This is a genomic window from Microbispora sp. NPDC088329, assembly GCF_040685655.1.
In the GTDB taxonomy this organism is placed as follows: Bacteria; Actinomycetota; Actinomycetes; order Streptosporangiales; family Streptosporangiaceae; genus Microbispora.
In genome coordinates this window covers 62,368-81,605 of the sequence record NZ_JBFBIP010000026.1, presented here as the reverse complement: position 1 = coordinate 81,605, position 19,238 = coordinate 62,368, and the positions used below count along the sequence as shown (strand labels likewise).

At 73.2% G+C, this 19,238-nt stretch carries 19 protein-coding genes and 1 pseudogene; 10 read left to right on the top strand and 10 right to left on the bottom strand.

Annotated features, from left to right (window positions below; genetic code table 11):
- Positions 1–38: 38 nt before the first annotated feature.
- Positions 39–437 carry a cupin domain-containing protein gene (locus tag AB0O28_RS34340; RefSeq protein WP_363646738.1) on the bottom strand — a complete coding sequence of 133 codons (399 nt, stop codon included), beginning with the start codon at positions 435–437 and terminating at the stop codon, positions 39–41.
- Between the two features lie 334 nt (positions 438–771).
- On the opposite strand from AB0O28_RS34340, the gene AB0O28_RS34335 reads away from it, so the two are divergent.
- Positions 772–1,206, top strand: coding sequence for an Hsp20/alpha crystallin family protein (locus AB0O28_RS34335; RefSeq protein ID WP_363646737.1), 435 nt, complete (start codon positions 772–774; stop codon positions 1,204–1,206).
- A 78-nt stretch (positions 1,207–1,284) separates the two neighbouring features.
- On the opposite strand, the gene AB0O28_RS34330 is transcribed toward AB0O28_RS34335, so the two are convergent.
- Positions 1,285–2,145: a universal stress protein gene (locus tag AB0O28_RS34330; protein WP_363646736.1), complete on the bottom strand. Its 861-nt coding sequence runs from the start codon at positions 2,143–2,145 to the stop codon at positions 1,285–1,287.
- A gap of 104 nt (positions 2,146–2,249) precedes the next feature.
- On the opposite strand from AB0O28_RS34330, the gene AB0O28_RS34325 reads away from it, so the two are divergent.
- Positions 2,250–2,519: a DUF1876 domain-containing protein gene (locus tag AB0O28_RS34325; RefSeq protein WP_139580661.1), complete on the top strand. Its 270-nt coding sequence runs from the start codon at positions 2,250–2,252 to the stop codon at positions 2,517–2,519.
- Between the two features lie 110 nt (positions 2,520–2,629).
- Here the strand turns inward: AB0O28_RS34325 and AB0O28_RS34320 are convergent, their stop codons facing one another.
- The gene (locus tag AB0O28_RS34320; RefSeq protein ID WP_363646735.1) at positions 2,630–4,777 is read right to left on the bottom strand and encodes a S8 family serine peptidase; all 2,148 of its coding nucleotides are present in this window, start codon (positions 4,775–4,777) and stop codon (positions 2,630–2,632) included.
- Positions 4,778–4,821: 44 nt separating this feature from the next.
- Here AB0O28_RS34320 and AB0O28_RS34315 point away from each other — a divergent pair, with 44 nt between their 5' ends.
- Both AB0O28_RS34315 and AB0O28_RS34310 read left to right on the top strand, forming a co-directional pair.
- A complete protein-coding gene (locus tag AB0O28_RS34315) occupies positions 4,822–5,238 on the top strand; it encodes a helix-turn-helix domain-containing protein (RefSeq protein WP_363646734.1) in 417 nt (138 codons plus the stop codon).
- Positions 5,151–5,603 (top strand): annotated as a pseudogene (locus AB0O28_RS34310) (RNA-guided endonuclease TnpB family protein); the annotation flags it as partial. The gene AB0O28_RS34315 and the pseudogene AB0O28_RS34310, both read left to right, overlap by 88 nt.
- A 162-nt stretch (positions 5,604–5,765) precedes the next feature.
- Here the strand turns inward: AB0O28_RS34310 and AB0O28_RS34305 are convergent.
- A complete protein-coding gene (locus AB0O28_RS34305) occupies positions 5,766–6,050 on the bottom strand; it encodes a hypothetical protein (protein WP_363646733.1) in 285 nt (94 codons plus the stop codon).
- Between the two features lie 22 nt (positions 6,051–6,072).
- A complete protein-coding gene (locus AB0O28_RS34300) occupies positions 6,073–6,702 on the bottom strand; it encodes a hypothetical protein (RefSeq protein ID WP_363646732.1) in 630 nt (209 codons plus the stop codon).
- Between the two features lie 217 nt (positions 6,703–6,919).
- Between AB0O28_RS34300 and AB0O28_RS34295 the strand changes: the two genes are divergently transcribed.
- The 3 genes from AB0O28_RS34295 to AB0O28_RS34285 are packed head-to-tail and all read left to right on the top strand — an operon-like array spanning position 6,920 to position 8,786.
- A complete protein-coding gene (locus AB0O28_RS34295; protein WP_363646731.1) occupies positions 6,920–7,531 on the top strand; it encodes a helix-turn-helix domain-containing protein in 612 nt (203 codons plus the stop codon).
- Positions 7,531–8,286 (top strand): SRPBCC domain-containing protein, encoded by a 756-nt coding sequence (locus AB0O28_RS34290; protein ID WP_363646730.1) that lies wholly within the window; start codon positions 7,531–7,533, stop codon positions 8,284–8,286. The genes AB0O28_RS34295 and AB0O28_RS34290 overlap by 1 nt, the downstream gene beginning before the upstream one ends.
- A gap of 44 nt (positions 8,287–8,330) precedes the next feature.
- The gene (locus AB0O28_RS34285) at positions 8,331–8,786 is read left to right on the top strand and encodes an SRPBCC domain-containing protein (RefSeq protein ID WP_363646729.1); all 456 of its coding nucleotides are present in this window, start codon (positions 8,331–8,333) and stop codon (positions 8,784–8,786) included.
- Between the two features lie 62 nt (positions 8,787–8,848).
- Here AB0O28_RS34285 and AB0O28_RS34280 read toward each other — a convergent pair whose 3' ends face one another.
- The gene (locus tag AB0O28_RS34280) at positions 8,849–9,580 is read right to left on the bottom strand and encodes a DUF429 domain-containing protein (RefSeq protein ID WP_363646728.1); all 732 of its coding nucleotides are present in this window, start codon (positions 9,578–9,580) and stop codon (positions 8,849–8,851) included.
- A 10-nt stretch (positions 9,581–9,590) separates the two neighbouring features.
- Complete coding sequence (locus AB0O28_RS34275) at positions 9,591–10,967, bottom strand: FAD-binding oxidoreductase (RefSeq protein ID WP_363646727.1); 1,377 nt, start codon at positions 10,965–10,967, stop codon at positions 9,591–9,593.
- Positions 10,968–11,131: 164 nt separating this feature from the next.
- On the opposite strand from AB0O28_RS34275, the gene AB0O28_RS34270 reads away from it, so the two are divergent.
- Together AB0O28_RS34270 and AB0O28_RS34265 are read left to right on the top strand one after the other, a co-directional pair.
- Complete coding sequence (locus AB0O28_RS34270) at positions 11,132–11,830, top strand: GNAT family N-acetyltransferase (protein ID WP_363646726.1); 699 nt, start codon at positions 11,132–11,134, stop codon at positions 11,828–11,830.
- Positions 11,830–15,519 (top strand): BTAD domain-containing putative transcriptional regulator, encoded by a 3,690-nt coding sequence (locus tag AB0O28_RS34265; RefSeq protein ID WP_363646725.1) that lies wholly within the window; start codon positions 11,830–11,832, stop codon positions 15,517–15,519. Before AB0O28_RS34270 ends, AB0O28_RS34265 begins: the two co-directional genes overlap by 1 nt.
- Before the next feature lie 28 nt (positions 15,520–15,547).
- On the opposite strand, the gene AB0O28_RS34260 is transcribed toward AB0O28_RS34265, so the two are convergent.
- A complete protein-coding gene (locus tag AB0O28_RS34260; protein ID WP_363646724.1) occupies positions 15,548–15,709 on the bottom strand; it encodes a hypothetical protein in 162 nt (53 codons plus the stop codon).
- Positions 15,710–15,772: 63 nt separating this feature from the next.
- Between AB0O28_RS34260 and AB0O28_RS34255 the strand changes: the two genes are divergently transcribed.
- Positions 15,773–16,753 (top strand): cation diffusion facilitator family transporter, encoded by a 981-nt coding sequence (locus tag AB0O28_RS34255; protein WP_363646723.1) that lies wholly within the window; start codon positions 15,773–15,775, stop codon positions 16,751–16,753.
- Between the two features lie 29 nt (positions 16,754–16,782).
- On the opposite strand, the gene AB0O28_RS34250 is transcribed toward AB0O28_RS34255, so the two are convergent.
- Positions 16,783–18,336, bottom strand: a complete 1,554-nt coding sequence (locus tag AB0O28_RS34250; protein ID WP_363646722.1) for an ABC transporter substrate-binding protein — start codon at positions 18,334–18,336, stop codon at positions 16,783–16,785.
- A gap of 81 nt (positions 18,337–18,417) precedes the next feature.
- On the bottom strand, positions 18,418–19,188 hold the full coding sequence (locus tag AB0O28_RS34245; protein ID WP_363646721.1) for a sporulation protein: 771 nt from the start codon (positions 19,186–19,188) through the stop codon (positions 18,418–18,420).
- Between the last annotated feature and the right edge of the window lie 50 nt (positions 19,189–19,238).

Below are 19,238 nucleotides of genomic sequence, written 5' to 3'. Positions count from 1 at the left end.
CACCGCCCCGATGGCGGCAGAAGCCGCCCGGCCGCCGCTCAGCCCAGGCCGGCGCGGTACTCCTCGTCGGTCACCGGCCCGTGCCAGTGCGTCTTGCCGTTCGCCGTGACGGCGATGTGCACCAGCGTGTCGTCGGCGACGGCGCCGTGCCAGTGCTTCTCACCCGGTTGCACGTGGACCCAGTCGCCCGGCCCGATGAGGGTGCCCTCGCCCTCCCCCCAGCGCGTCACCACCCCGCGTCCCGACAGCACGTACAGCGCCTGCTCCCCGTCGTGGGTGTGCCAGCCCGAACGGGCCTGCGGCTCGTAGGAGAAACGCTGGGCGCGCAGGCCGTCCGGCTGCACCTCCTTCAGCGCCTCCGCCTCCCACACGCCGTCGGTGAACCTGTCCGGTCCCGGCCGGGTGGCCTTGATCTCTTCTTCGCGTACGAACCTCATGTGGCACTCCCTTCGCCGCGAACCGGTCGTCGGTGCGGCGCCTGCTGACGAACGTGTGCGTCCACCGGCGGTCTCCCCCACGTACTCCATCGTCGCGTCGAGCAGATCCGGCTACGCCCGGCACAGGTCGCCGCCGGGCATGAGCGTCGCGTAATAGTCGACCGCGCACCCGTCCGGAGTGATCGGGCCGGGGCCGGTGCCGTGGTAGAGCCGTTTTGGCAGCATGATCACCATCCTGCATCACGAACCCGTCAGCGGCCCGACTGTGGTGATTTGTCCGATTTATGCCGGGTACTTCTCTCATGATGAGGTCTGCCGGACGGAGGTGACAGACATGAGCGTTCCGATGCGGCGGGAAAGAGGTCTCATGCCCGACCTGTTCGACCTCCTGGAGGCGCCGATGGCGGCGCTGCGGCCGATGGCCGGGCAGCAGATGCGGCTCGAGGACTACGTCAAGGACGGCCGGTACGTGCTGCGCGCCGAACTGCCCGGAATCGACCCGGACAAGGACGTGGAGATCAGCGTGTCGAGCGGCGTGCTGACCATCCACGCCGAACGGCGCCACGAGGAGCGGCAGGCGCACCGCAGCGAGTTCCGGTACGGAGCCTTCACCCGGTCGATCGTGCTGCCGCCGAACGTGGACGAGAACGACGTGAAGGCCACCTATGACAAGGGAATCCTCGAGGTGAGCGTGCGGCTCGCCGAGGAACGGGAGGAGCGCAGGCGAATCCCGATCGAAAAGCCGGCCGCCGGGGAGCAGCAGCGCTGAAGCGGCCCGCGCCGGGCCCGTCCGCAGCACGCGGGCGGGCCCGAGTGCGTGCGGCTCAGGGCGCCGGTCTCGCGCGGCTCAGGGCGCCGAAGGGGACCGTACGACGGCGACCGGGCACTCGGCGTGATGCAGCACGCCCCTGCTGACCGAGCCGAGCATCGCCGAGCCGAGCACGCCCCGGCCGTGGGAGCCGACCACGAGCAGGCCGGCCCCGCGCGAGGCCCGGACGAGCGCGTCGACCGGGTGCCCGTAGACGATCTCCTCGCGCACCGGCACCTCGGGATATCGCCTCCGGAGTTCCGCCGGCTTCTCCCGCGTCACGCGCTGACCGGCCTCGCGCATCTCCTCCACGTCGTAGGCGATCTCCGGTGCGAGCGGATGGACAGGCGACTGCCAGGCGTGCACGGCCCTCAGCCCGCCACCGTGCGCCCTGGCCTGCTCGAAGGCGTACGCCAGAGCGGGCTCGCATTCGGGCGAGTCGTCCACACCCACCGCGATCTCCTGCCTGCCGCCGCTCCAGCCGGGCCGTACCACGACGACCGGGCAGGGGGCGTGACCGGCGACGTGGGTGCTGACCGAGCCGACGACGATGCCGGCGAAGCCGCCGAGCCCCCTGCTGCCGAGCACGATCTCGGCGGCCTCCTTGGCCTTGTCCCGCAGGATCCGGGAGGGAATGCCCTCGATGATCTCCGTACTGATCCTCACGTCCGGCTGCCGCTCGCGCGCCACCGCCTCCGCGGCGGACAGCGCACGCTCGGCGTGTGCGGTGAGCGGGTCGCCGCCGGAGGTGGGGAACTTCGGGATGCCGTACGCCCAGTGATCCACGACGGAGACGAAGCGCAGCGGGCAGCCGCGGCGGGCGGCGTCGTCCGCGGCCCACCGCACGGCGGCCGTCGCGGCGGGCGAACCGTCGGTGCCGACGATGATCGGGCCGGACATGGACGCTCCTTCTCTGGCCCGCGCCTGGTGCCGGGGCTCGTGCCGGGGCCGGTGCCGGGGTCGCGCGGCCGGGAGGGATGCTGGAATCCTGGAGGTGGTCCGACATGGAATCCAAGCGCTGGACCGTCGAAATCTTCGTGAACGAGGACGACAACGACGACGTCACCACCGCGACCGCCGTGCTGTACACGCCCGCGGGACGACGCCACGAAAGCGTCGGCCGAGCCCGCCGCAACCCGTCCGACCGGCCCGTGCCGGAGATCGGCGACGAACTGGCGGCCGGACGGGCCCTCGCCGACCTGGGGGCGAAGCTCATCGGGGACGGCGCGGAGGACGTGGCCCAACTCGCCGGTCCCGCCTACGAGTCGTACTGAGACCGTCGAGGAGCCGGGGCCCGGGGCTCTCCGCCATGAGCTCCCGGGCCTCCGGCTGCACGTCCCTCATTCCGCCGGGCCTCATTCCGCCGGGCCTCATTCCGCCCGCCTCATTCCGCCGGGTCGGCCGGGTCCTCGCCGAGGAGTCCCGCGGCCCGCATCTCCTCCGTCAGCCAGGCCATCGCGGCCTGCTCGCGCGCGGCCGGGCCCGTCCCGGCCGCGGGCGTGCCGTTCGCCGTGCGAGGGCCGGCCGGGACGTCGCCGGGCGCCCGGTCCCCGCCCGCGGGCCCCGTGGCGTACGGCCGGGCGGCGGCCGATCCCCCTCGCTTGGCCCGTGTCCCCGCGCCCCCGGGCGCTCCGCCCTGTTCGGCCGACGGGACGCCGCCGCCGCTCGTCGTGGCATGCCCGCGCGGGCCGCCGGTGACGAGACCTCCGCGCACCGGTCCGTTGGCCGTCGTGCCCGTGCCGTACGCCGCCTGGGGCGCCGTGCCCGGCTGCGCCCCCGGCCCCGTCTGGCCGGACCCGCCCGTCCCCCAGGCACTCGACGCGAGCAGTCCTGCGCCGGTCATCTCGGCGGTGAGCTCGCCGAGCAGCGCGTCCGCCTCCACCGGCTCGGGAGTGATCTGCGCGAGGGCCGGCGCGAGGGCGCGCAGCGCGTTCGGCATGCCCGCGCCGCTGCGGTGGAGGTCGCCCAGGTTCAGCGGGACGCAACTCGACTTGATGATGTGGAAGAGGCGGTCGACCCGCCGCGCGTCCCTGGCGCCGTAGGGGCCCTGGAAGTCGCCGTGGTGGGCGAGCACCAGGGCCGCGAGACCGGCCACGTGCGGCGCGGCCATGGAGGTGCCGTCGAGCGCGGCGTACCCGTCCGGTGGCACGGCCGACAGAACGGCCACGCCGGGGGCGCACACGTCGATCTCGGGGCCGTGGCAGGTGAAGCGCGGCGAGAAGTAGCCGTCGCCGGTCATGGGCCCGTGGATCTCGGCCTCGTGGGCGGTGCCGGGCGGGAACGCGTCGGCCTTGCCCACGGCCGCGACCGTCAGCACGCCGGGAAGGGTGCCGGGGAAGCCGACCGGTCCCCCGTCGTTGCCGGCGGCCACCACGCAGGCCACCCCCGCCTCGCGCGCCTGCTCGATCTTCGCGGCGACGAGCGGGGAGTGGTGCCTGCTCGCCAGGCTCAGGTTGACGACGTCGACCCGCTGCTCGACGCAGTAGTCGAGCGCCTCGATGAGGTCGCTGAACCGCCCGCCCGGGAAGATTTTGCAGACGTGCACCTCCGCCTCGACGGCGAAGCCGACGACGCCGCGGCCGTCGTCCGCGCCCGACACCACGGCCGCGCAGTGGGAGCCGTGATAGGCGGCGTCGACGGACCAGCCGTCGGGCTCGCCGTCGACGAGGTCGACGCCGGCGCGTACGCGGTCACGCAGGTCGGGGTGCCGCACGTCGGCACCGGAGTCGATGATGGCGATCCTGACCCCCGCGCCGCGCAGCGTGGGCGGCAGGCGGTCGAGGTTCATCGCCTGCTGGCCCCAGCCGAAGACCTGCTTGCCGGGGAAGCCGGCGAAGGTCTCCGACAGGCGCGTCGGCTCGATCAGGTTGTCCCGGGTCGTGGACAGGGCCGGGCGGTCGATGTGGACGCTCCAGTAGCCGGAGCGCGGCCGGACCGCCACCGCGGTGATCGACTCCGGGGTCTCCCCCACCATCGTGACCACCGCGCGCCCGTCGGCCCCGGTGGATGTCTGCGCGGGCCAGCCGTGTCCGGTCACCAGGACGCTCGCGCCGGGCAGCGGTGTGCCGTCCGCGTCCCTGACCAGGAAGGCGAACGTGCTCTCCACGCCCGGCGGCACCACCGCCGGGGCGGCCCGCCGCCTGCGCGGCGGCTGCGGCACGTCGCTGTAGGTGAGCAGCCGGTCGCGCTCGAAGTAGAGCTGCGGATACTGCCGCCGCAGCGCCTCGACGTGCTCGGCGGTCATCTCCGCCACGACCACGGCCGGAAACCCGGGCGCCTGAGCTCCCGGGTTCCCCGCCGCTCCCCGCAACCGGCGCAGCACGCGCACCTCGGGGTCGTCCTCCAGCAGCCTGCGCACCGTGTCGCCGTCGAGAGCCGGCGCGGCCGGATGCGGCTGGGGCAGCGCGGCCACTATGTAGCGCCGCGGCCGGGGCTGCACCGGCTGCGGCGCCTGGCGGGACGTCTGCCGCCCCCGCGGGGACGCCGGGCGCGGCTCCTCGCTTCCGTCCTTGGGCTTGTCGTTACTGGTCACCGAAGCCTCCGGAGGAAAATCGGTCCTTCAATGCCGGGAGGAATATGGACCCCACAAGGGGCGGCCCGGCGAAGCTGGGGCAGCCCAGAGCGCCAAGCGTTCATGACTTTCTCCTTTCGCTGACCAAGCGAGCAAAGGGCAATGACGATCCGAACATGCGTACGGCGTTCAAGGTGCGGGTCTACCCCACCCCCGAACAAGCTGCGATGCTGAACCGCACGTTCGGCTGCGTGCGCCTGGTCTGGAACACGGTCCTGGCCTGGCGGCGCGCCCGCTATCGCGCCGAGGGCGTGACGACCTCTTATGCACAGAGCGACCGGTATCTGCGCCAGCTGAAACGCGACGGCGGCCACGACTTCCTGTACGAGGTTTCGTCGCCCGCGCCCACACCAAGGTCCGCGACGCCCGCGCCGACTTCCTGCACCGCACCAGCACGCGGCTGGTCCGCGACCACGACCTGATCGTGATCGAGGACCTCAACGTGCGCGGCATGGTCCGCAATCGCTGCCTGGCGCGGGCGATCTCCGATTGCGGGTGGGGGGAGTTCCGCCGCCAACTGGAGTACAAGACCGCGCGTGCCGGGCGGCACCTGGTCGTGATCGACCGCTGGTTCCCAAGCTCGAAGACGTGCAGTGTGTGCGGGCACCTGCTCGCCACGCTGTCGCTTTCCACCCGGCACTGGACGTGCCCGGGCTGCGGCACCCGGCACGACCGGGACGTCAACGCCGCCAAGAACATCCTGGCCGCTGGTCGTGCGGTGTCTGCCTGTGGAGCTGACGTGAGTCCGCAAGGGTCCTCCCTTCGGCGGTCGGCTAGGAAGCAGGAAACCTCACCCGCGAGGGTGGGACCCAGCTCAGGCTGGTGTGGCCGGCGGCGCCCGGTCGCGGCGCGGCAGGCGGTTCGGGCTCTGTCATCACAATTCGCCGGTCTCGGGACGGCGGGGGCCCGGACCGGCCGCCGACCGGTCCGGGCCACCGAGATGATCACGTCACAGCAGTGGAACCGCGGGCCGCCCGGGGTTGACGACGCCGAGCGCGAACTGGATCTGCGCCAGGCACGCGTCGTACCGCCCGGTCCGGTACAGCTGTACCGCCTGCACCAGCAGCGGGATGATCCCCGCGACCTGGGGCGCCTGCGGGAGTGACGCCTGCAGCCAGCCGTACAGCCGCTGGAGCGTCACGGCGCAGTGCGCCTGCAGAGGCGCGATCGGCGCCGGATGCCCCGTAGCGACCCCCACGACCGGGGGCGTCACCGCACCCATCCCGGGACCCATCGATTCCACGGTGTTCCTCCGATCAGAGAACGGCACCGGCCGGCACCGGGACCTGCTGCCCGGCCTGCTGGTGCTGCTGGCCGTACGACTGGCCGTACGGCTGGCCATAGGCCTGCGACAGCGGCTGGGCGGTCAGCGGGATGTGCTGCCCGTACGCCGCCTGCCCGTACGCCGCCTGCACGTGCTGGGGCATGACGGGCTGGATGCCGAGCTGCAGGGCCTGCTGGCCGGGGTGCTGCGCGTACGCCTGGGTGGCGTACGACTGGCCGTAGACCTGCGGGATCTGCTGGGCCTGGGCCTGGATGGCCTGCAGGGCCTGCAGAACCTGCGGCGGAAGAACCTGCTGCTGAACCTGCTGCTGGATCTGCTCCCTGACCTGGTGCTGGTAGAGCACCCCCTCCAGCATCTGGCGGGCCGCGTGAGCGCCGTAGCGCACGCTGTGCCGCGCGACCTTGGTCCAGAAGGTCACCGGGCTCACCAGGTGCTCCTGCGGGAGGATCTGCTCCTCCTGCTGGATCATCGCCAGCGGCGACACCTGCTGCTGCAGCCCCGGGATCTGCTGACCGAGCTGCTGCAGGGGCGAGATCTGGTGCTGAGCGCCGTACCCCAGCATGGTCGCCATGGACGTGGGGTTCATAGCTGTGAACGTCATATTCACTCCTTCGGAGCCAGTAGGTCCGGCCCATCGCCGATGTGATTACATCGCGTGACAGATCGGTCGCACAACGTTATAGGCGTAATGAGTGGATAAGGCGGACTTGGCACTCAAGCGCGGCGACACGGGGGGCCTCGCGTCGGCAAAGTGCGGCACCCATCCGACATCTCTGCTTGTCTTGACAAAATTGTTTGTCGGAGGCCATCCTTGAGACATGAAGGACGTGGCGGTGATCGAGGATCCGGCGGCGGCGGAGGCCTCCCTGGATCCGATACGGGCGCGATTGCTCGCCGAGCTGGCGGAGCCCAATTCGGCGACCATGCTGGCGGCCAAGGTGGGGCTGCCGAGGCAGAAGGTGAACTACCACCTCAAGACGCTGGAGCGGCACGGCCTCGTGGAGCTGGTCGAGGAGCGCCGTAAGGGCAACGTCAACGAGCGGGTCATGCGGGCGTCGGCGGCGTCGTTCGTGATCTCCCCCGCCGCGCTGGCGTCGGTCGCGCCCGATCCGTCGCGCTCGCCGGACCGGCTGTCCGCACGGTGGCTGCTGGCGCTCGCCGCCCAGCTCGTACGCGACGTGGGAACGCTGATCGTCGGAGCGGCACAGGCGCGCAGGAAGCTCGCGACGTTCGCCATCGACGGCAGGGTGCGCTTCGCCTCGGCCGCCGACCGGGCCGCGTTCGCCGAGGAACTGTCGGCCGTCGTGACCGCGCTCGTGAGCAAATACCACGACGATTCGGCCGAAGGCGGGCGCGAGCACCGCCTGGTCGTCGCCGTCCACCCTGCCGTCCCCCGGACGGCTTCCCCCCAATCCGACGAGGAGACCTGATGGCCCACGAATTCGAGCTGCGCAAGGAAATCGAGCTGGACGCGACCCCCGAGCAGGTCTGGGAGGCCATCGCGACCGGCCCGGGCGTGGACTCCTGGTTCATGGGGCGCACCGAGATCGAGCCCGTCGAGGGCGGCCGCGGCCGGTTCACCGTGTTCGGCAACAGCGAGAGCTCCACCGTGACCGCGTACGAGCCCGGCAAGCGGCTCGCGTACCGCGGCGACGACAACCCCGACGGCACGTTCATGGCGTTCGAGTACCTCATCGAGGGACGCGACCACGGCAGCACGGTCCTACGGCTGGTGCAGCACGGTTTCCTGGGCGACGACTGGGAGACCGAGTACGAGGCGATGGTCGCGGGATGGGACCTGTACCTGCACAAGCTCGCCCAGTATCTGACGCACTTCCGCGGGCGGCCCGTCACGGTCGTCGGCGCCGTCCATCCCCACGCGCCGGAGCGCGGCGAGGCGTGGACGGCGATCAAGGGCGCGCTGGGCCTCGCCGATACGGTCCGCGAGGGCGACCCCGTGCGGATCGCGGTGGACGGGCTGCCGGAGGAGGACGGTGTCGTCGACTACGCGCGCCTGCCGGACTTCCTCGGCGTGCGGACCGCCGACGGGCTCTACGGGTTCATCCACTCCGGGCCGAAGCGGGGGAACGTGGTGGTCCTCGGGCACCACGTCTTCGCCGAGAACGCCGGCCAGGAGCGCACCGAGGCCGCCTGGCAGTCCTGGCTGTCCCGGCTCTTCTCCTGATCCTCCCCTCGAAGACGTACGTCCGAACCCCCGACACGATGGGCATGACGATGACGAACACCCCCGACCTCGAATACACCATCACCCGCGTCCTGGACGCCCCCCGTGAGGCCGTCTTCGCGGCGTGGACCGAGCCCGAGCGCTTCAGCCGGTGGTTCGGCCCGCACGGCTTCACCACCCCGGTCTCGCTGATCACCATGGACCTGCGTCCCGGCGGCGAGTGGAGCGCGTGCCTCGTGTCGCCGGAGGGCGCGAAGGCCCCTCTCGGCGGGGTCTACCGGGAGGTCGCGGCGCCCGAGCGCCTGGTGTTCACCACCGGCGACCCGGGCAACCAGGAGGGCGCCGTGGCCTCGGTCGCGACCGTCACGCTCACCGGCCTCGGGGACCGTACGGAGATGCGATTCACGCAGGAGGGCTACAACACCGACGAGGCGCACGCCGAGGCCGCGAAGGCCGGCTGGCTCCAGTTCTTCGACCGGCTCGCCGAGCACCTCGCCTGAGCTTCCCTCGCCGTACGCCGCATCCCCCCGGGACGCGGCGTACGGCCCCATGCCTGTCTTGGTCAGGCCCAGATGGCGCAGGGGATGCCGTCGGAGAAGACCTCGGGAGGATCGGGCAGGGGCCGCGCCTCCCCGGACACCACCCGCAGGGCCGACCAGGCGGCGGCGCCCGCGTCGAGCACGTCGTCCACGCCCGCCACCGCCCCGGCCCCGCCGAGGTCGCCGGCGAGCACGACACCCGCCGCCGCCAGCAGTTCACGCCGCCGCTCGGCGCCCGCCCACGTCGTCTTCGGATGCGGGAGCGGCGCCCCGGCGAGCCGGGCGAAGCTCAGCTCGGGGTGGACCTCCACGACACGCCTGCCCGACTCCCGCGTCCAGCGCTCCACCTCCAGCAGTTTCCTTCTGAGCCCGTACGCCTGGCGGGAAACGCCCTCGCCGGCCAGGCGGCGGTTGACGGCCACGGCCGAGGCGTAGTCGTCCGCCTCGAGCGCGGCGCGCACCGGGGTCATGAACACCGACCGCCACCGGGGGCCGAGCTCCGCGCGCGCCAGGACGTCGGCCCGGCGGCGGCCCCGGCCCCGAAGACCGCCGGGGCCGCCGTCGGGCAGGCCGATCGGCATGTCCACGGCCACGACGGCGACCTCGCCGTCCGCGTCCGCCCGGGCGACCAGGTCCGCGACGCGGGTCGCGAAGTAGGCGCGTGCCGTCCCTCCGTCCCGGGGACCGGCGGGCGGGACCACCCCGACCCAGCCCGCCCCGCACGCGTCGACACCGAGCACACGGGCATCGTTCATGAGGCCATGCTCAGCCCTGGCGGGGGACGACGTGGCCGAAACGGAACAGGTTCGCCGGGTCGTAGACATCGCGCAGCTTCGCGAGCCGCCGCAGCGTCTCCTCCGGCCAGGCCCGGGAGATCTGCTCGGGAGCCAGGGCGCCGCCCTGGAAGTTGATCAGCGCGCCGCCGGTCGACCAGGGCGCGAGTGCCTCGATCACGGCCTGTACGGCGGCGGGGACGGCCGTGTCCATCAACTCGGGCACCGGTGCGCCGATGGCCAGCAGCGTGAAGGCGGCGTCGCGCCCGCCCACGGCGTTCGGCTCTTTGGGCCGGCGGGCGAGCGCGCCGCCGAGCTGGCGCAGCTCGACCACGGCCAGCGGAACCGGCGCGGCCGGGCCGGCGACCGCGAGCAGCGCGTCCACGGTCTCGGCGGTCAGCTCGCGCAGCAGCCCGCCCCGTTCGGCGACCGGCATGGGGTGGGTCGGGTCCTGGTGGATGGAGTCGATCGCCGCGTACGGCAGGGGCCCGACGGCGTCGAGCACCGGCTCGGCCACGGCCCGCATGGGGGCCAGCAGCGCCTCGGCCTCCTGCCCCTCCCCCACGTGGGCCACCCGCAGGTGGACCACGAATTTGCCGCTGAGCTGCGGCGGCAGCTCGGGCAGCGGGGGCAGGCGCAGCAGCGCGACCGAGGTGGTGACGGTCTCCGGCAGGGTGCCGGTCCAGCTCCGGTAGGCGTGCAGGACCCGCCCGGCGTCCTCCGCGGCGTAGAACAGACCGCCGCCGTACAGGCCGGTGAGCGGGAGCAGGTCCACCGTGATCGAGGTGACGACGCCGAACCCGGCCTTGCCGCCGCGCAGCGCCCAGAACAGGTCGGGCTCGCTGACCGCGTCGGCGGTGCGGACCACGCCGTCCCCGGTGACGACGGTGAGCTCCCGCACGTGGTCGGCCGCGAACCCGAAGGTCCGCGCGATCGGCCCGATGCCGCCGCCGAGCGTGAAGCCGACCACGCCGACGCCGGTCGCCGAGCCGCACAGCGGAGCCAGGCCGTACGGCGCCGCGGCGGCGATGACGTCGCCCCACGTGCAGCCGGCCGCGACGGTGGCGGTGCGGGCCGCGGCGTCCACCACGACCTCCCGCATGGCGCGGGTGCTGATCAGCACGGCGCCGTCGGCCGCCTGCACGGCGCCGTGGCCGGTCGACTGCACGGCCACGGGCAGCCCGTGCGCGGCGGCGAGCCGCACGGCCGCGGCGACGTCCAAGGCGTCCCGCGCCGCGACGATCACGGCGGGCCGGTGGCGCACGGCGAGGTTGAACCCGGCGGCCTCCTCCTCGAACCCGTCCTGCCCCGCTACCAGGACCCCGCCCGCGACCTGTCCCCGCAGCGCGTCTTCGATGATGCTGTGCATGTCCGTCCTTCGGATGTCGGATGTCGTCGTCTGTGACGGAGACAGTTGTCGCATCGGGGTCTTGGTGTTCGCTTGCGCCTGTCGGGCCGGGGCCCGCGGGATGTTTGAAAGGACTCCTAGAGACGTCCTAGGGGTGTCCAAGACAGTCCCCGCACGCTGGGACGATGTCGCCGCCGTCGAAGAAGCGCCAGCCGCCGTACGCAGGGCAGCCGGGCCGGGCCGATCCTCCGCGCGACGCCGCGGCCCGCGGCGCCCGGCCGGGGGTCCAACCGGACACCAAGCCGCCTGCCCGGCCCCGCCCCCCGGAGAACGCCCCGATCGGCCCCGCGCGGGACGCCGCGCCGCCCGGCACGCTGCTGCTGCGCGAGGTGCCTGCGCATGCCGGCGCACCGGGAACCCGGATCATCGGCCCGGCGCTGGAACACGCCCTGCGCGAGGCGCCGGCCGCCCGGTGCCGCCTCTACGTGCTGACCGACATCGCCCGTCCGGCCGCCGCCGCCCCGCTCGCCGCCGCGCTGCTGGAGACCGGGGCATCGCGAGAGACCGGGGCATCACGGCAGACCGGAGCGCAGGGGCACGCGCGGTGGGCCCTGCTGCACGCGCTCGCCGTGGCCGTCCCCCACCGCGGCCGGGGGCTCGGCCGCCGCCTGCTCGACGACCTGCTCATGGAGCTGCGCGCGGACGGCGTACGCGTCGTGTGGTTCCTCCCCCGCCCCGGGGACGGGGGTGTGCCCGCCCTGCTGAGAAGCGCCGGCTTCACCGACGGAAGCGACCGCGTTTTCCCTCGCGGGAAGGAGCGGACATACGCGTATGATGAGCCAGAAATCCGGCCCTGGGCCGCCTGGCTCGTTCGGGAGTTGTGATGCGTACGGGCATCGACGGCGCGCAGTCGGCCGCGCCGCGCCAGGGCCTGGACGTCCGTCGGGGTCCCACCCTGGACTTCCGCCTCCTCGGCACGCTGGAGGTCGCCGACGGCACCGGCACGATCCTCGATCTCGGGCCCCGCAAGCAGCGCGCCGTGCTGGCGCTCCTGCTGCTGAACGCGCCCCACGTCGTGCCGCTCGACCAGCTCATCGACCGGCTCTGGCGGGACGAGCCGCCCTCCAGCGCCACGGGAACGCTCCAGGCGTACATCTCACACCTGCGCAGGACGCTCGAACCCCGGCGCAGTCCGCGCTCCCCGGCCCGGGTCCTGCGTACGCGGGAGCCCGGCTACCTGCTGGACATCGAGCCGGATCAGGTCGACGCGGAACGGTTCGGCCGGGCGGCCGAGACCGCGCGCGCCGCCCTGGCCGCGGGCCGCCCCGAGGAGACCGAGCGCGTTCTGGGCCCCGCGCTGGCGCTGTGGCGGGGCGAACCGCTGGCCGACCTGGCCGACGAGCCGTTCGCCCGGTCCACCGTCGCCCGCCTGAACGAGACCCGTCTGGCCGCGCTGACCGTCCGTGCCGAGGCGTTGCTCGCGCTGGGACGGGCGGCCGAGGTGACGGTCGAGGTCGAGCGCCTGCTCGAACAGGACCCCTACCGCGAGGGCCTGTGGGCGCTGCTCATGCGGGCCCTCTACCGGGAGCGCAGGCAGGCCGAGGCCCTGGCCGCCTACCAGCGCTGCCGCACACTGCTCGGCGACGAACTGGGCCTCGACCCGAGCCCCGAACTGCGGCGGCTGGAGCAGGCCATCCTCGTCCAGGACGAGTCTCTGGCGGCCGCGTGGACCCCTGTGATCGCCGTCCCGCCGGAGCCGGGCACGAGGCATGAGGGGGATCCCACGGAGGGCGGCCGGGCAGGCGGGAACGCCGATGACGAGAGCACCTGCGACGCGGCCGTGCGAGGGCTACCGGAACAGGGCCCGCTGGGACAGGGCCCGCTGGGACAGGGCTCGCGGGGACAGGGCTCGCTGGGGCGGGGCCTGGTCGGACGCGAGCCGCACCTGCGCCGGATCGCCGGACGGCTCGACGACCTGCGCCGCGGCGCCGGCGGGGTGTTCCTGGTGAGCGGCGAGTCCGGCATCGGCAAGACCCGCCTCGCCGAGGCCGCCGCGAGCATGGCGGCCGAGCGCGGAGCCGCGGTGGCCTGGAGCAGGTGCGTCGAGGGCAACGGCGCCCCCGCGTTCTGGCCCTGGATCCAGGCGCTCAACGCGCTGGAGACGGACCGGGCCGCGCATCACCCGGCAGCGGAACCGGATCAGGCTCTCGGACCCGGCCGAGCTCCGGTGACGGACCCGGCTCCGGCGACCGGCAGCGCCGGGGAGGACGGCGCTCTCGCCCGGCTCGCTCACCGCCTCTCGGACGGCGACCACACGGACACCGCCGACCCCGACACCGCCCGGTTCCTGCTGCACGACAGCGTGACACGGGCGCTGACGCGGCGGGCCTTCGCCGCTCCGGTCCTGATCGTGGTGGAGGACCTGCACTGGGCCGACGCCGCCTCACTGAAGCTGCTCACCTTCCTCGGCGCCGACCTGCACCGCGTCCCGCTGCTGGTGCTCGCCACCGTACGGCCGGAGCCCGTGGTCGCCAGGCAGTCGCTGACCGAGGCGCTCGGCGAGCTGACCCGCCAGCGCGGCACCGAACGGATGACCGTCGCCCCGCTCACCCCGGAGCAGATCGCCGACTACCTGCGCGAGGCGGGATGGGCCGGCCCCGGGCCCGAGCTCGCCGCCGCGCTGCGCGACAGGACCGGCGGCAACCCGTTCTTCCTGGGCGAGCTGCTGCGCCTGTTGACCAGCACCCACGCCGACGGCCGCGTGGGCGCGGCGGACGTGCTCGCGCTCGCCGTGCCCGACGGCGTGCGCGACGTGATCAACCAGCGGGTGTCGCGGCTGCCGGAGGACTCCCAGACCCTGCTGCGGGCCGCCGCCGTGATCGGCAGGGACGTGGACGCCGACGTGCTGGAGACCGCGACCGGGGTCGGCGGCGCCCGGGTGATGATGCTGCTCGAACCGGCCGTCGCCACCGGACTGCTGGTCGAGGTGGACGGCGGCTGGGACTACCGCTTCTCCCACGCGCTGGTGCAGGAGGCGTTGTATTCCGGCCTGAGCCGCAGACAGCGGGCGCAGCTCCACGGCCGGGTGGGCGAGGCCATCGAGAGCCTTCGACGGGGCGAGCCCGGCTCCCGGCTGCCCGCGCTCGCCCACCACTTCGGGCTGGCCGCACGGGTCGGCTACGCGGACAAGGCGGTCTCGTACGCCGTGGAGGCGGCCGAGCAGGCCACGGCCAGGCTCGCCTACGACGAGGCCGTCCTGCACTGGGAGCAGGCCCTCGACGCCTGCGCCGCCGGACCGGCGGCCACCCGCTGCGCCCTGCTGATCGGTCTCGGCAAGGCCCGGCGGGTGACGGGCGACGTGGAGGGCGCGCGCGGCGCCCTGGACGAGGCCGTGACGCTCGCGACCGGCATCGGCGACGACGCCGCCGTCATCGAGGCGGCCACCGTCTTCGGCGGCGTCACCCTGTGGAACTGGCGCTCGTACGGCGTGGTGGACCAGCGCATGGTGACCGTGCTGGAGGACCGGCTCTCCCGGCTCGGCCCGGACGCCGTGCGCACCCGCGCGGAGCTGCTCGGCACGCTCGGTGTCGAGCTGTACTACGGCGAACGGCGCGAGGAGGGCCGCCGCCACGCCCTGGAAGCCGTGGAACTGGCCCGGCGCATCGGCGACCCCCTGCTGCTGGCCCGCACGCTGAACAATTTCGTCATCGCGGCCTGGACGCCCGAGCACGAGGAGGAGCGTTATCGGGCGGCCGAGGAGATCCTGAGCCTTCCCGGCCTGCCCAGAGCCACCGAGATCGTCGCCCGGCTGCACCGCATGCCCAGGTTCCTGAAGGCGGGGCTGCTCGCCGACTACGACGCGGAGCTGGCCCGCTGCCTGCGGCTCACCGCCGAGGTGCGGATGCCGGAGATCGAGACGCAGGTCGCCTACGCCGCGGCCGGGCGGGCGATGCTGGCGGGCGACTGGGCGGAGATGGACCGGCAGGCGGCCCTCGGCACGGGCAGCTTCCGCCGCACCAGCCTGTGGGGGCCGGACGTCCTCAAGCTGATCTACGCGTTCTTCGCGGACTGGTGTCAGGGACGTCCCAGCCCGCTGCTGCCGGAGCTGGTCGAGGCCGCGGCCGACGAGTCCAACCTGATCGCGCGGCCCACGGCCGTCCTCGCCGCGCTACAGGCGGGCGACCACGAGCTGGCGCACCGCCTGATCGACCGCTGGGGCGCCGTACGGCCACGCGACTGGACGTGGCAGTTCGTCGCCTGGCAGTGGGCCCTGGTCGCCGTCCGGCTCGGCCGGCCCGATCCCGTCGAGCTGCTCGCCGAGCTGCGGCCGATCGCGGGGCAGCTGATGACGATGGGCACCGGATGCCTGTCGTGGGGGACGCTCCACGACGTGGTCGCCGGGCTCCTGCACCGGATCGGCGACGTGCCCGCCGCTGTGGCGCACGCGGAGGCCGCGCGCGACGCCCACCGGCGGCTCGGCCTGCCTCATCTCGTGAGCCGCAGCGAGGCCCTTCTGCGGGATGTCCGTGAGCCGGCGGGGCGGGCCGGCCCCAGCGGCGACGCACGGGCCTGACTCCGGAACATCCGCGGGCGGTTTTCCGTCACAGGGGCAGGTGCGGGGCGTTCGCACCTGCGCCGCACGCGCTCTTGTCGAGATGCTGCGGCGGCTTTTCCGGTGCATCGTGGGTGCCATGAGCCAGGAACAGCCCGGCCACGGGCACGGGCACGGGCATGGGCATGGGCATGGGCATGGGCATGGGCATGGGCATGGTCATGGGGACGGCCGCGGAGACGGCACCGTGACGCTTCGCGCGCGGGTGGCGCATATGCTGCGCCCGCACTCGCACGAGGCCGCCGACAGGATCGACCCCGTGCTGGAGTCGTCCGCCCGGGGCCTGCGCGCGCTGTGGGTGTCGCTGGCCGGCCTCGGCGCGACCACGCTGGTGCAGGCGGCGGTGGTGGCCCTGTCGGGGTCGGTCGCACTGCTGGGCGACACCCTGCACAACGCGGCCGACGCCCTGACCGCCGTGCCGCTCGGGATCGCGTTCCTGCTCGGCCGCCGTCCGCCCACACGCCGCTACACCTACGGCTACGGACGGGCCGAGGACCTGGCCGGGGTGATCATCGTCATGACGATCGCCGCCTCCTCGATCGCCGCGGCGTACGCCGCGATCGGACGGCTCCTGGAGCCGCGGGAGGTCACGCACCTGGGGGCGGTCGCGGCGGCGGCGCTGGCGGGATTCGCCGGGAACGAGCTGGTCGCCCGCCACCGCATCCGGGTCGGGCGTGAGATCGGCTCGGCGGCCCTCGTCGCCGACGGACTGCACGCACGCACCGACGGTTTCACCTCGCTGGCCGTGCTGGCCGGCGCGGGAGGGGCCGCGCTCGGCTGGACCTGGGCCGACCCCGTCGTCGGCCTGCTCATCACGGTCGCGATCCTGACCGTGCTGCGGCAGGCGGCGCGGGAGGTGTACCGGCGGCTGATGGACGCCGTGGACCCGGCTCTCGTGGACCGCGCCGAGGCGACCCTGCGGGGCACGCCGGGCGTGCTCGGCCTGGGCCAGGTGCGGCTGCGCTGGATCGGCCACCGGCTCAGGGCCGAGTGCGAGGTCGTCGTCGACCCCTCGGCCACGGTGGTGGAGGCTCACCGGGTCGCGGCCGAGGCCGAGCACAACCTGATCCACGCCATCCCCCGGCTGACGGCCGCCATCGTGCACGCCGACCCGTTGCCTCACGACGGTGTGGACCACCACGCCGTCCTCGGCGACCACCGGCGCGACCACCGCCCCGCGTACCGCCCCGGCTGAGACCGGCGTCCTACGCGCAGGTGGAGACGTCAGGCGGGCCGCACCGAGGCCGGGTCGAGCCAGCCGAACGGCGTCAGCGCGGGCGCCGCGATCTTGCTCGAATAGCCGGCCTCGGCTTGGTAGAACCACAGCGGAATGGCCGGCATGTCCCGGACCAGCAGCGACTCCGCCTCGCGGTAGAGCGCGATCGCCTTGGCCCGCGACACCTGTCCGTCGGCGGCGCGCAGCAGCGCGTCGAACCGGGGGTTGCGGTACAGCCCGTAGTTGTATACGCCGCCGGAGGCGAACTGCGGGGCGAGCACGTTCTGGATGTGGGGGAAGTCGAGCTGCCAGCCCATCCGGAACATCCCCTTGACGGTGCCCTTCGAGGTCATCCGCTGAAACGCGTCGAAGGTCTTCACCGTCGTGGGGACGATCGTCACCGCGCCCTTGAAGACCTTGCCGACGCTCGCGGCGACCGCCTTCACCCAGTCGGCGGACCCGCTGTCGGCGGCATAGTAGAGCGGGATGCTCGCGGGCGTGCGGAACCCCTTCGCCTTGGCCCGGGCGAGGTAGGTGCGCGCGCGGGCGGGGTCGTAGCGGCAGAACGCGCCGCAGGCGCCGGACTTCGCCCCCTCGGCCGTGGGCGGGACGAACGAGTCCGCCGGCACCCGCCCGCCGCGGAAGACCTCACGGGCGATCGTCTTGCGGTCGATCGCCATCGAGACCGCCTTGCGGAAGTCGGCGTTCGTGCTCAGCCGGAGCGGAATGCCGATCTCCTGGACGTTGCCGGTCACCGAGTGGATCACCCGGCCCCTGAGGTCCTTGGCGGCACGGAGCGCGGCGGCGGCCGGCACCTGGGACATGGCGTCGAGACGGCCGACGACCAGGTCCGCGTAGGCGACGTTGTCGTCCTGGTACGTCCGGTAGGTGAGCTTGCCGGCCCGCGCCTTGAACGACCCCGCGTACCCGTCGTACCGCTCCAGCACCGTCTCGGTGCCGGGCGCCCACTTGACCACCTTGAACGGCCCGTTGCCGACCGGCTTGCGTTCGAACGACGCGGGGCTCTTCAGCACAGAGTCGGGCAGCGGCGAGAAGGCGACGTGGCCCAGCTTCTGCGTGAACGGCCCGAGCGGCCGCTTCAGCTCGATGGTGAACGTGTGGTCGTCCACGACCCTGAGCCCGGACATCACGCGGGAGCCGTATCCCTTGATGTCCTCGAACAGGAACGCGTTGGTGGACTTGCCCGCTGCGGCGGTCTGGTTCCAGGCGTCCACGAAGTTGTGCGCCTTCACCTCGGTGCCGTCGTGGAATCTCCAGCCCTCGCGCAGCCTGACGGTGAACCGGCGGTTGTCCTTCGTGCCGATCGACTTCGCCATCGCGTACGTCATACGCGAGGTCCCCGGGGCGTACTCGACGAGGCCGGTGAACAGCGCGTCGAGCACGTCGCCGCCGCACTCGCCGGCCCAGCCCAGGGTGAGCGTGTAGTACGGCGCGCAGGTGGACACCGTGACGGCGGCACCGGCCTCGGCCCGCGCCTGCGCGGGAACCGCCAGCAGGCAGCAGACGAGGGGAAGGACCGCCATGGCGGAGCGGGGGACCACCTGTTTTCACCTCCGGACCCGAAAATGGATGATCAGCCTAGTGGCCGGGTCCGGAGTGAGTCAGGATTTATCTGGTAAGCGTCAAAACCAGCCGCGGTGCCGGGCCATGGAGGCCAGGCCGTCGCGCAGCGCCTGCTCCACCCTGCCGGGGTGGTCACCGTACCCGACGCGGAAGCGGTTGTAGACATCGTGGCTGGAGGTGAGGAAGCCGCCCCGCTTGTCGGCCTCCAGGATCACGTCCATCGAGTGCGGTCCCGCGATGAAGGTCAGCTCCAGCTCGCTGAAGTGGCGCCGCCAATCTCCACCGGCGTGATACTCGATCTCCTGGTAGAACGGCATGGTCGAGCCCCGGAGCGTGCCGCGCTCAAGGTCGGCCCGCTTGAAGTGGAAGCCCATGTGGACGAGCGCCCCCAGCAGGTGGTCCTGGGCCGGCAGGGGATTGACGTGCAGCGGGTCGAGGTCGCCCTTGTCGAGCGCGCCCGCGAGCGCCAGCTCGGTGGCCACGCCCAGCCGCATGCCCGGCAGCGGGCGCCCGCCGACCGCACTGACCGGGGTCTCCCACGGCACCGGGATCGCGAACGGCAGGGCGCGGGCCTCCCCCGCGCGCAGGTCGAAAGGCCCGGAGACCGGCGCCCGCAGGAAGCCGTAGGTCGCGTGGTGTTCCTGGTCGCCGCGCTCGACCTCCACGACTGCGGTGAAGTCGACGGTGATCCCGTCCACCCGGTGATCGGACGACCCGCCCCTGAAACGGACCTCGCCGTGCAGGGTCTCTCCCGGGCGCACGTGCGGGTCACGCAGCACCGTGTCGACCTCGACGCCGGCTCCCAACGCGGCCATCAGCTTGCGGAACACCGATCACTCCCTTGGTCGCGGACCGTTCACCGCTGCCAACGACCCGTCCC

Excerpts from the sequence above, each read along its gene's own strand:
- AB0O28_RS34340 (WP_363646738.1), bottom strand. The coding sequence starts at position 437 with ATGAGGTTCGTACGCGAAGAAGAGATCAAGGCCACCCGGCCGGGACCG.
- AB0O28_RS34335 (WP_363646737.1), top strand. The coding sequence starts at position 772 with ATGAGCGTTCCGATGCGGCGGGAAAGAGGTCTCATGCCCGACCTGTTC.
- AB0O28_RS34330 (WP_363646736.1), bottom strand. The coding sequence starts at position 2,145 with ATGTCCGGCCCGATCATCGTCGGCACCGACGGTTCGCCCGCCGCGACG.
- AB0O28_RS34325 (WP_139580661.1), top strand. The coding sequence starts at position 2,250 with ATGGAATCCAAGCGCTGGACCGTCGAAATCTTCGTGAACGAGGACGAC.
- AB0O28_RS34315 (WP_363646734.1), top strand. The coding sequence starts at position 4,822 with ATGGACCCCACAAGGGGCGGCCCGGCGAAGCTGGGGCAGCCCAGAGCG.
- AB0O28_RS34305 (WP_363646733.1), bottom strand. The coding sequence starts at position 6,050 with ATGGGTCCCGGGATGGGTGCGGTGACGCCCCCGGTCGTGGGGGTCGCT.
- AB0O28_RS34300 (WP_363646732.1), bottom strand. The coding sequence starts at position 6,702 with ATGACGTTCACAGCTATGAACCCCACGTCCATGGCGACCATGCTGGGG.
- AB0O28_RS34295 (WP_363646731.1), top strand. The coding sequence starts at position 6,920 with ATGAAGGACGTGGCGGTGATCGAGGATCCGGCGGCGGCGGAGGCCTCC.
- AB0O28_RS34290 (WP_363646730.1), top strand. The coding sequence starts at position 7,531 with ATGGCCCACGAATTCGAGCTGCGCAAGGAAATCGAGCTGGACGCGACC.
- AB0O28_RS34285 (WP_363646729.1), top strand. The coding sequence starts at position 8,331 with ATGACGATGACGAACACCCCCGACCTCGAATACACCATCACCCGCGTC.
- AB0O28_RS34280 (WP_363646728.1), bottom strand. The coding sequence starts at position 9,580 with ATGAACGATGCCCGTGTGCTCGGTGTCGACGCGTGCGGGGCGGGCTGG.
- AB0O28_RS34275 (WP_363646727.1), bottom strand. The coding sequence starts at position 10,967 with ATGCACAGCATCATCGAAGACGCGCTGCGGGGACAGGTCGCGGGCGGG.
- AB0O28_RS34270 (WP_363646726.1), top strand. The coding sequence starts at position 11,132 with ATGTCGCCGCCGTCGAAGAAGCGCCAGCCGCCGTACGCAGGGCAGCCG.
- AB0O28_RS34265 (WP_363646725.1), top strand. The coding sequence starts at position 11,830 with ATGCGTACGGGCATCGACGGCGCGCAGTCGGCCGCGCCGCGCCAGGGC.
- AB0O28_RS34260 (WP_363646724.1), bottom strand. The coding sequence starts at position 15,709 with ATGCCCATGCCCATGCCCATGCCCATGCCCATGCCCGTGCCCGTGCCC.
- AB0O28_RS34255 (WP_363646723.1), top strand. The coding sequence starts at position 15,773 with ATGCTGCGCCCGCACTCGCACGAGGCCGCCGACAGGATCGACCCCGTG.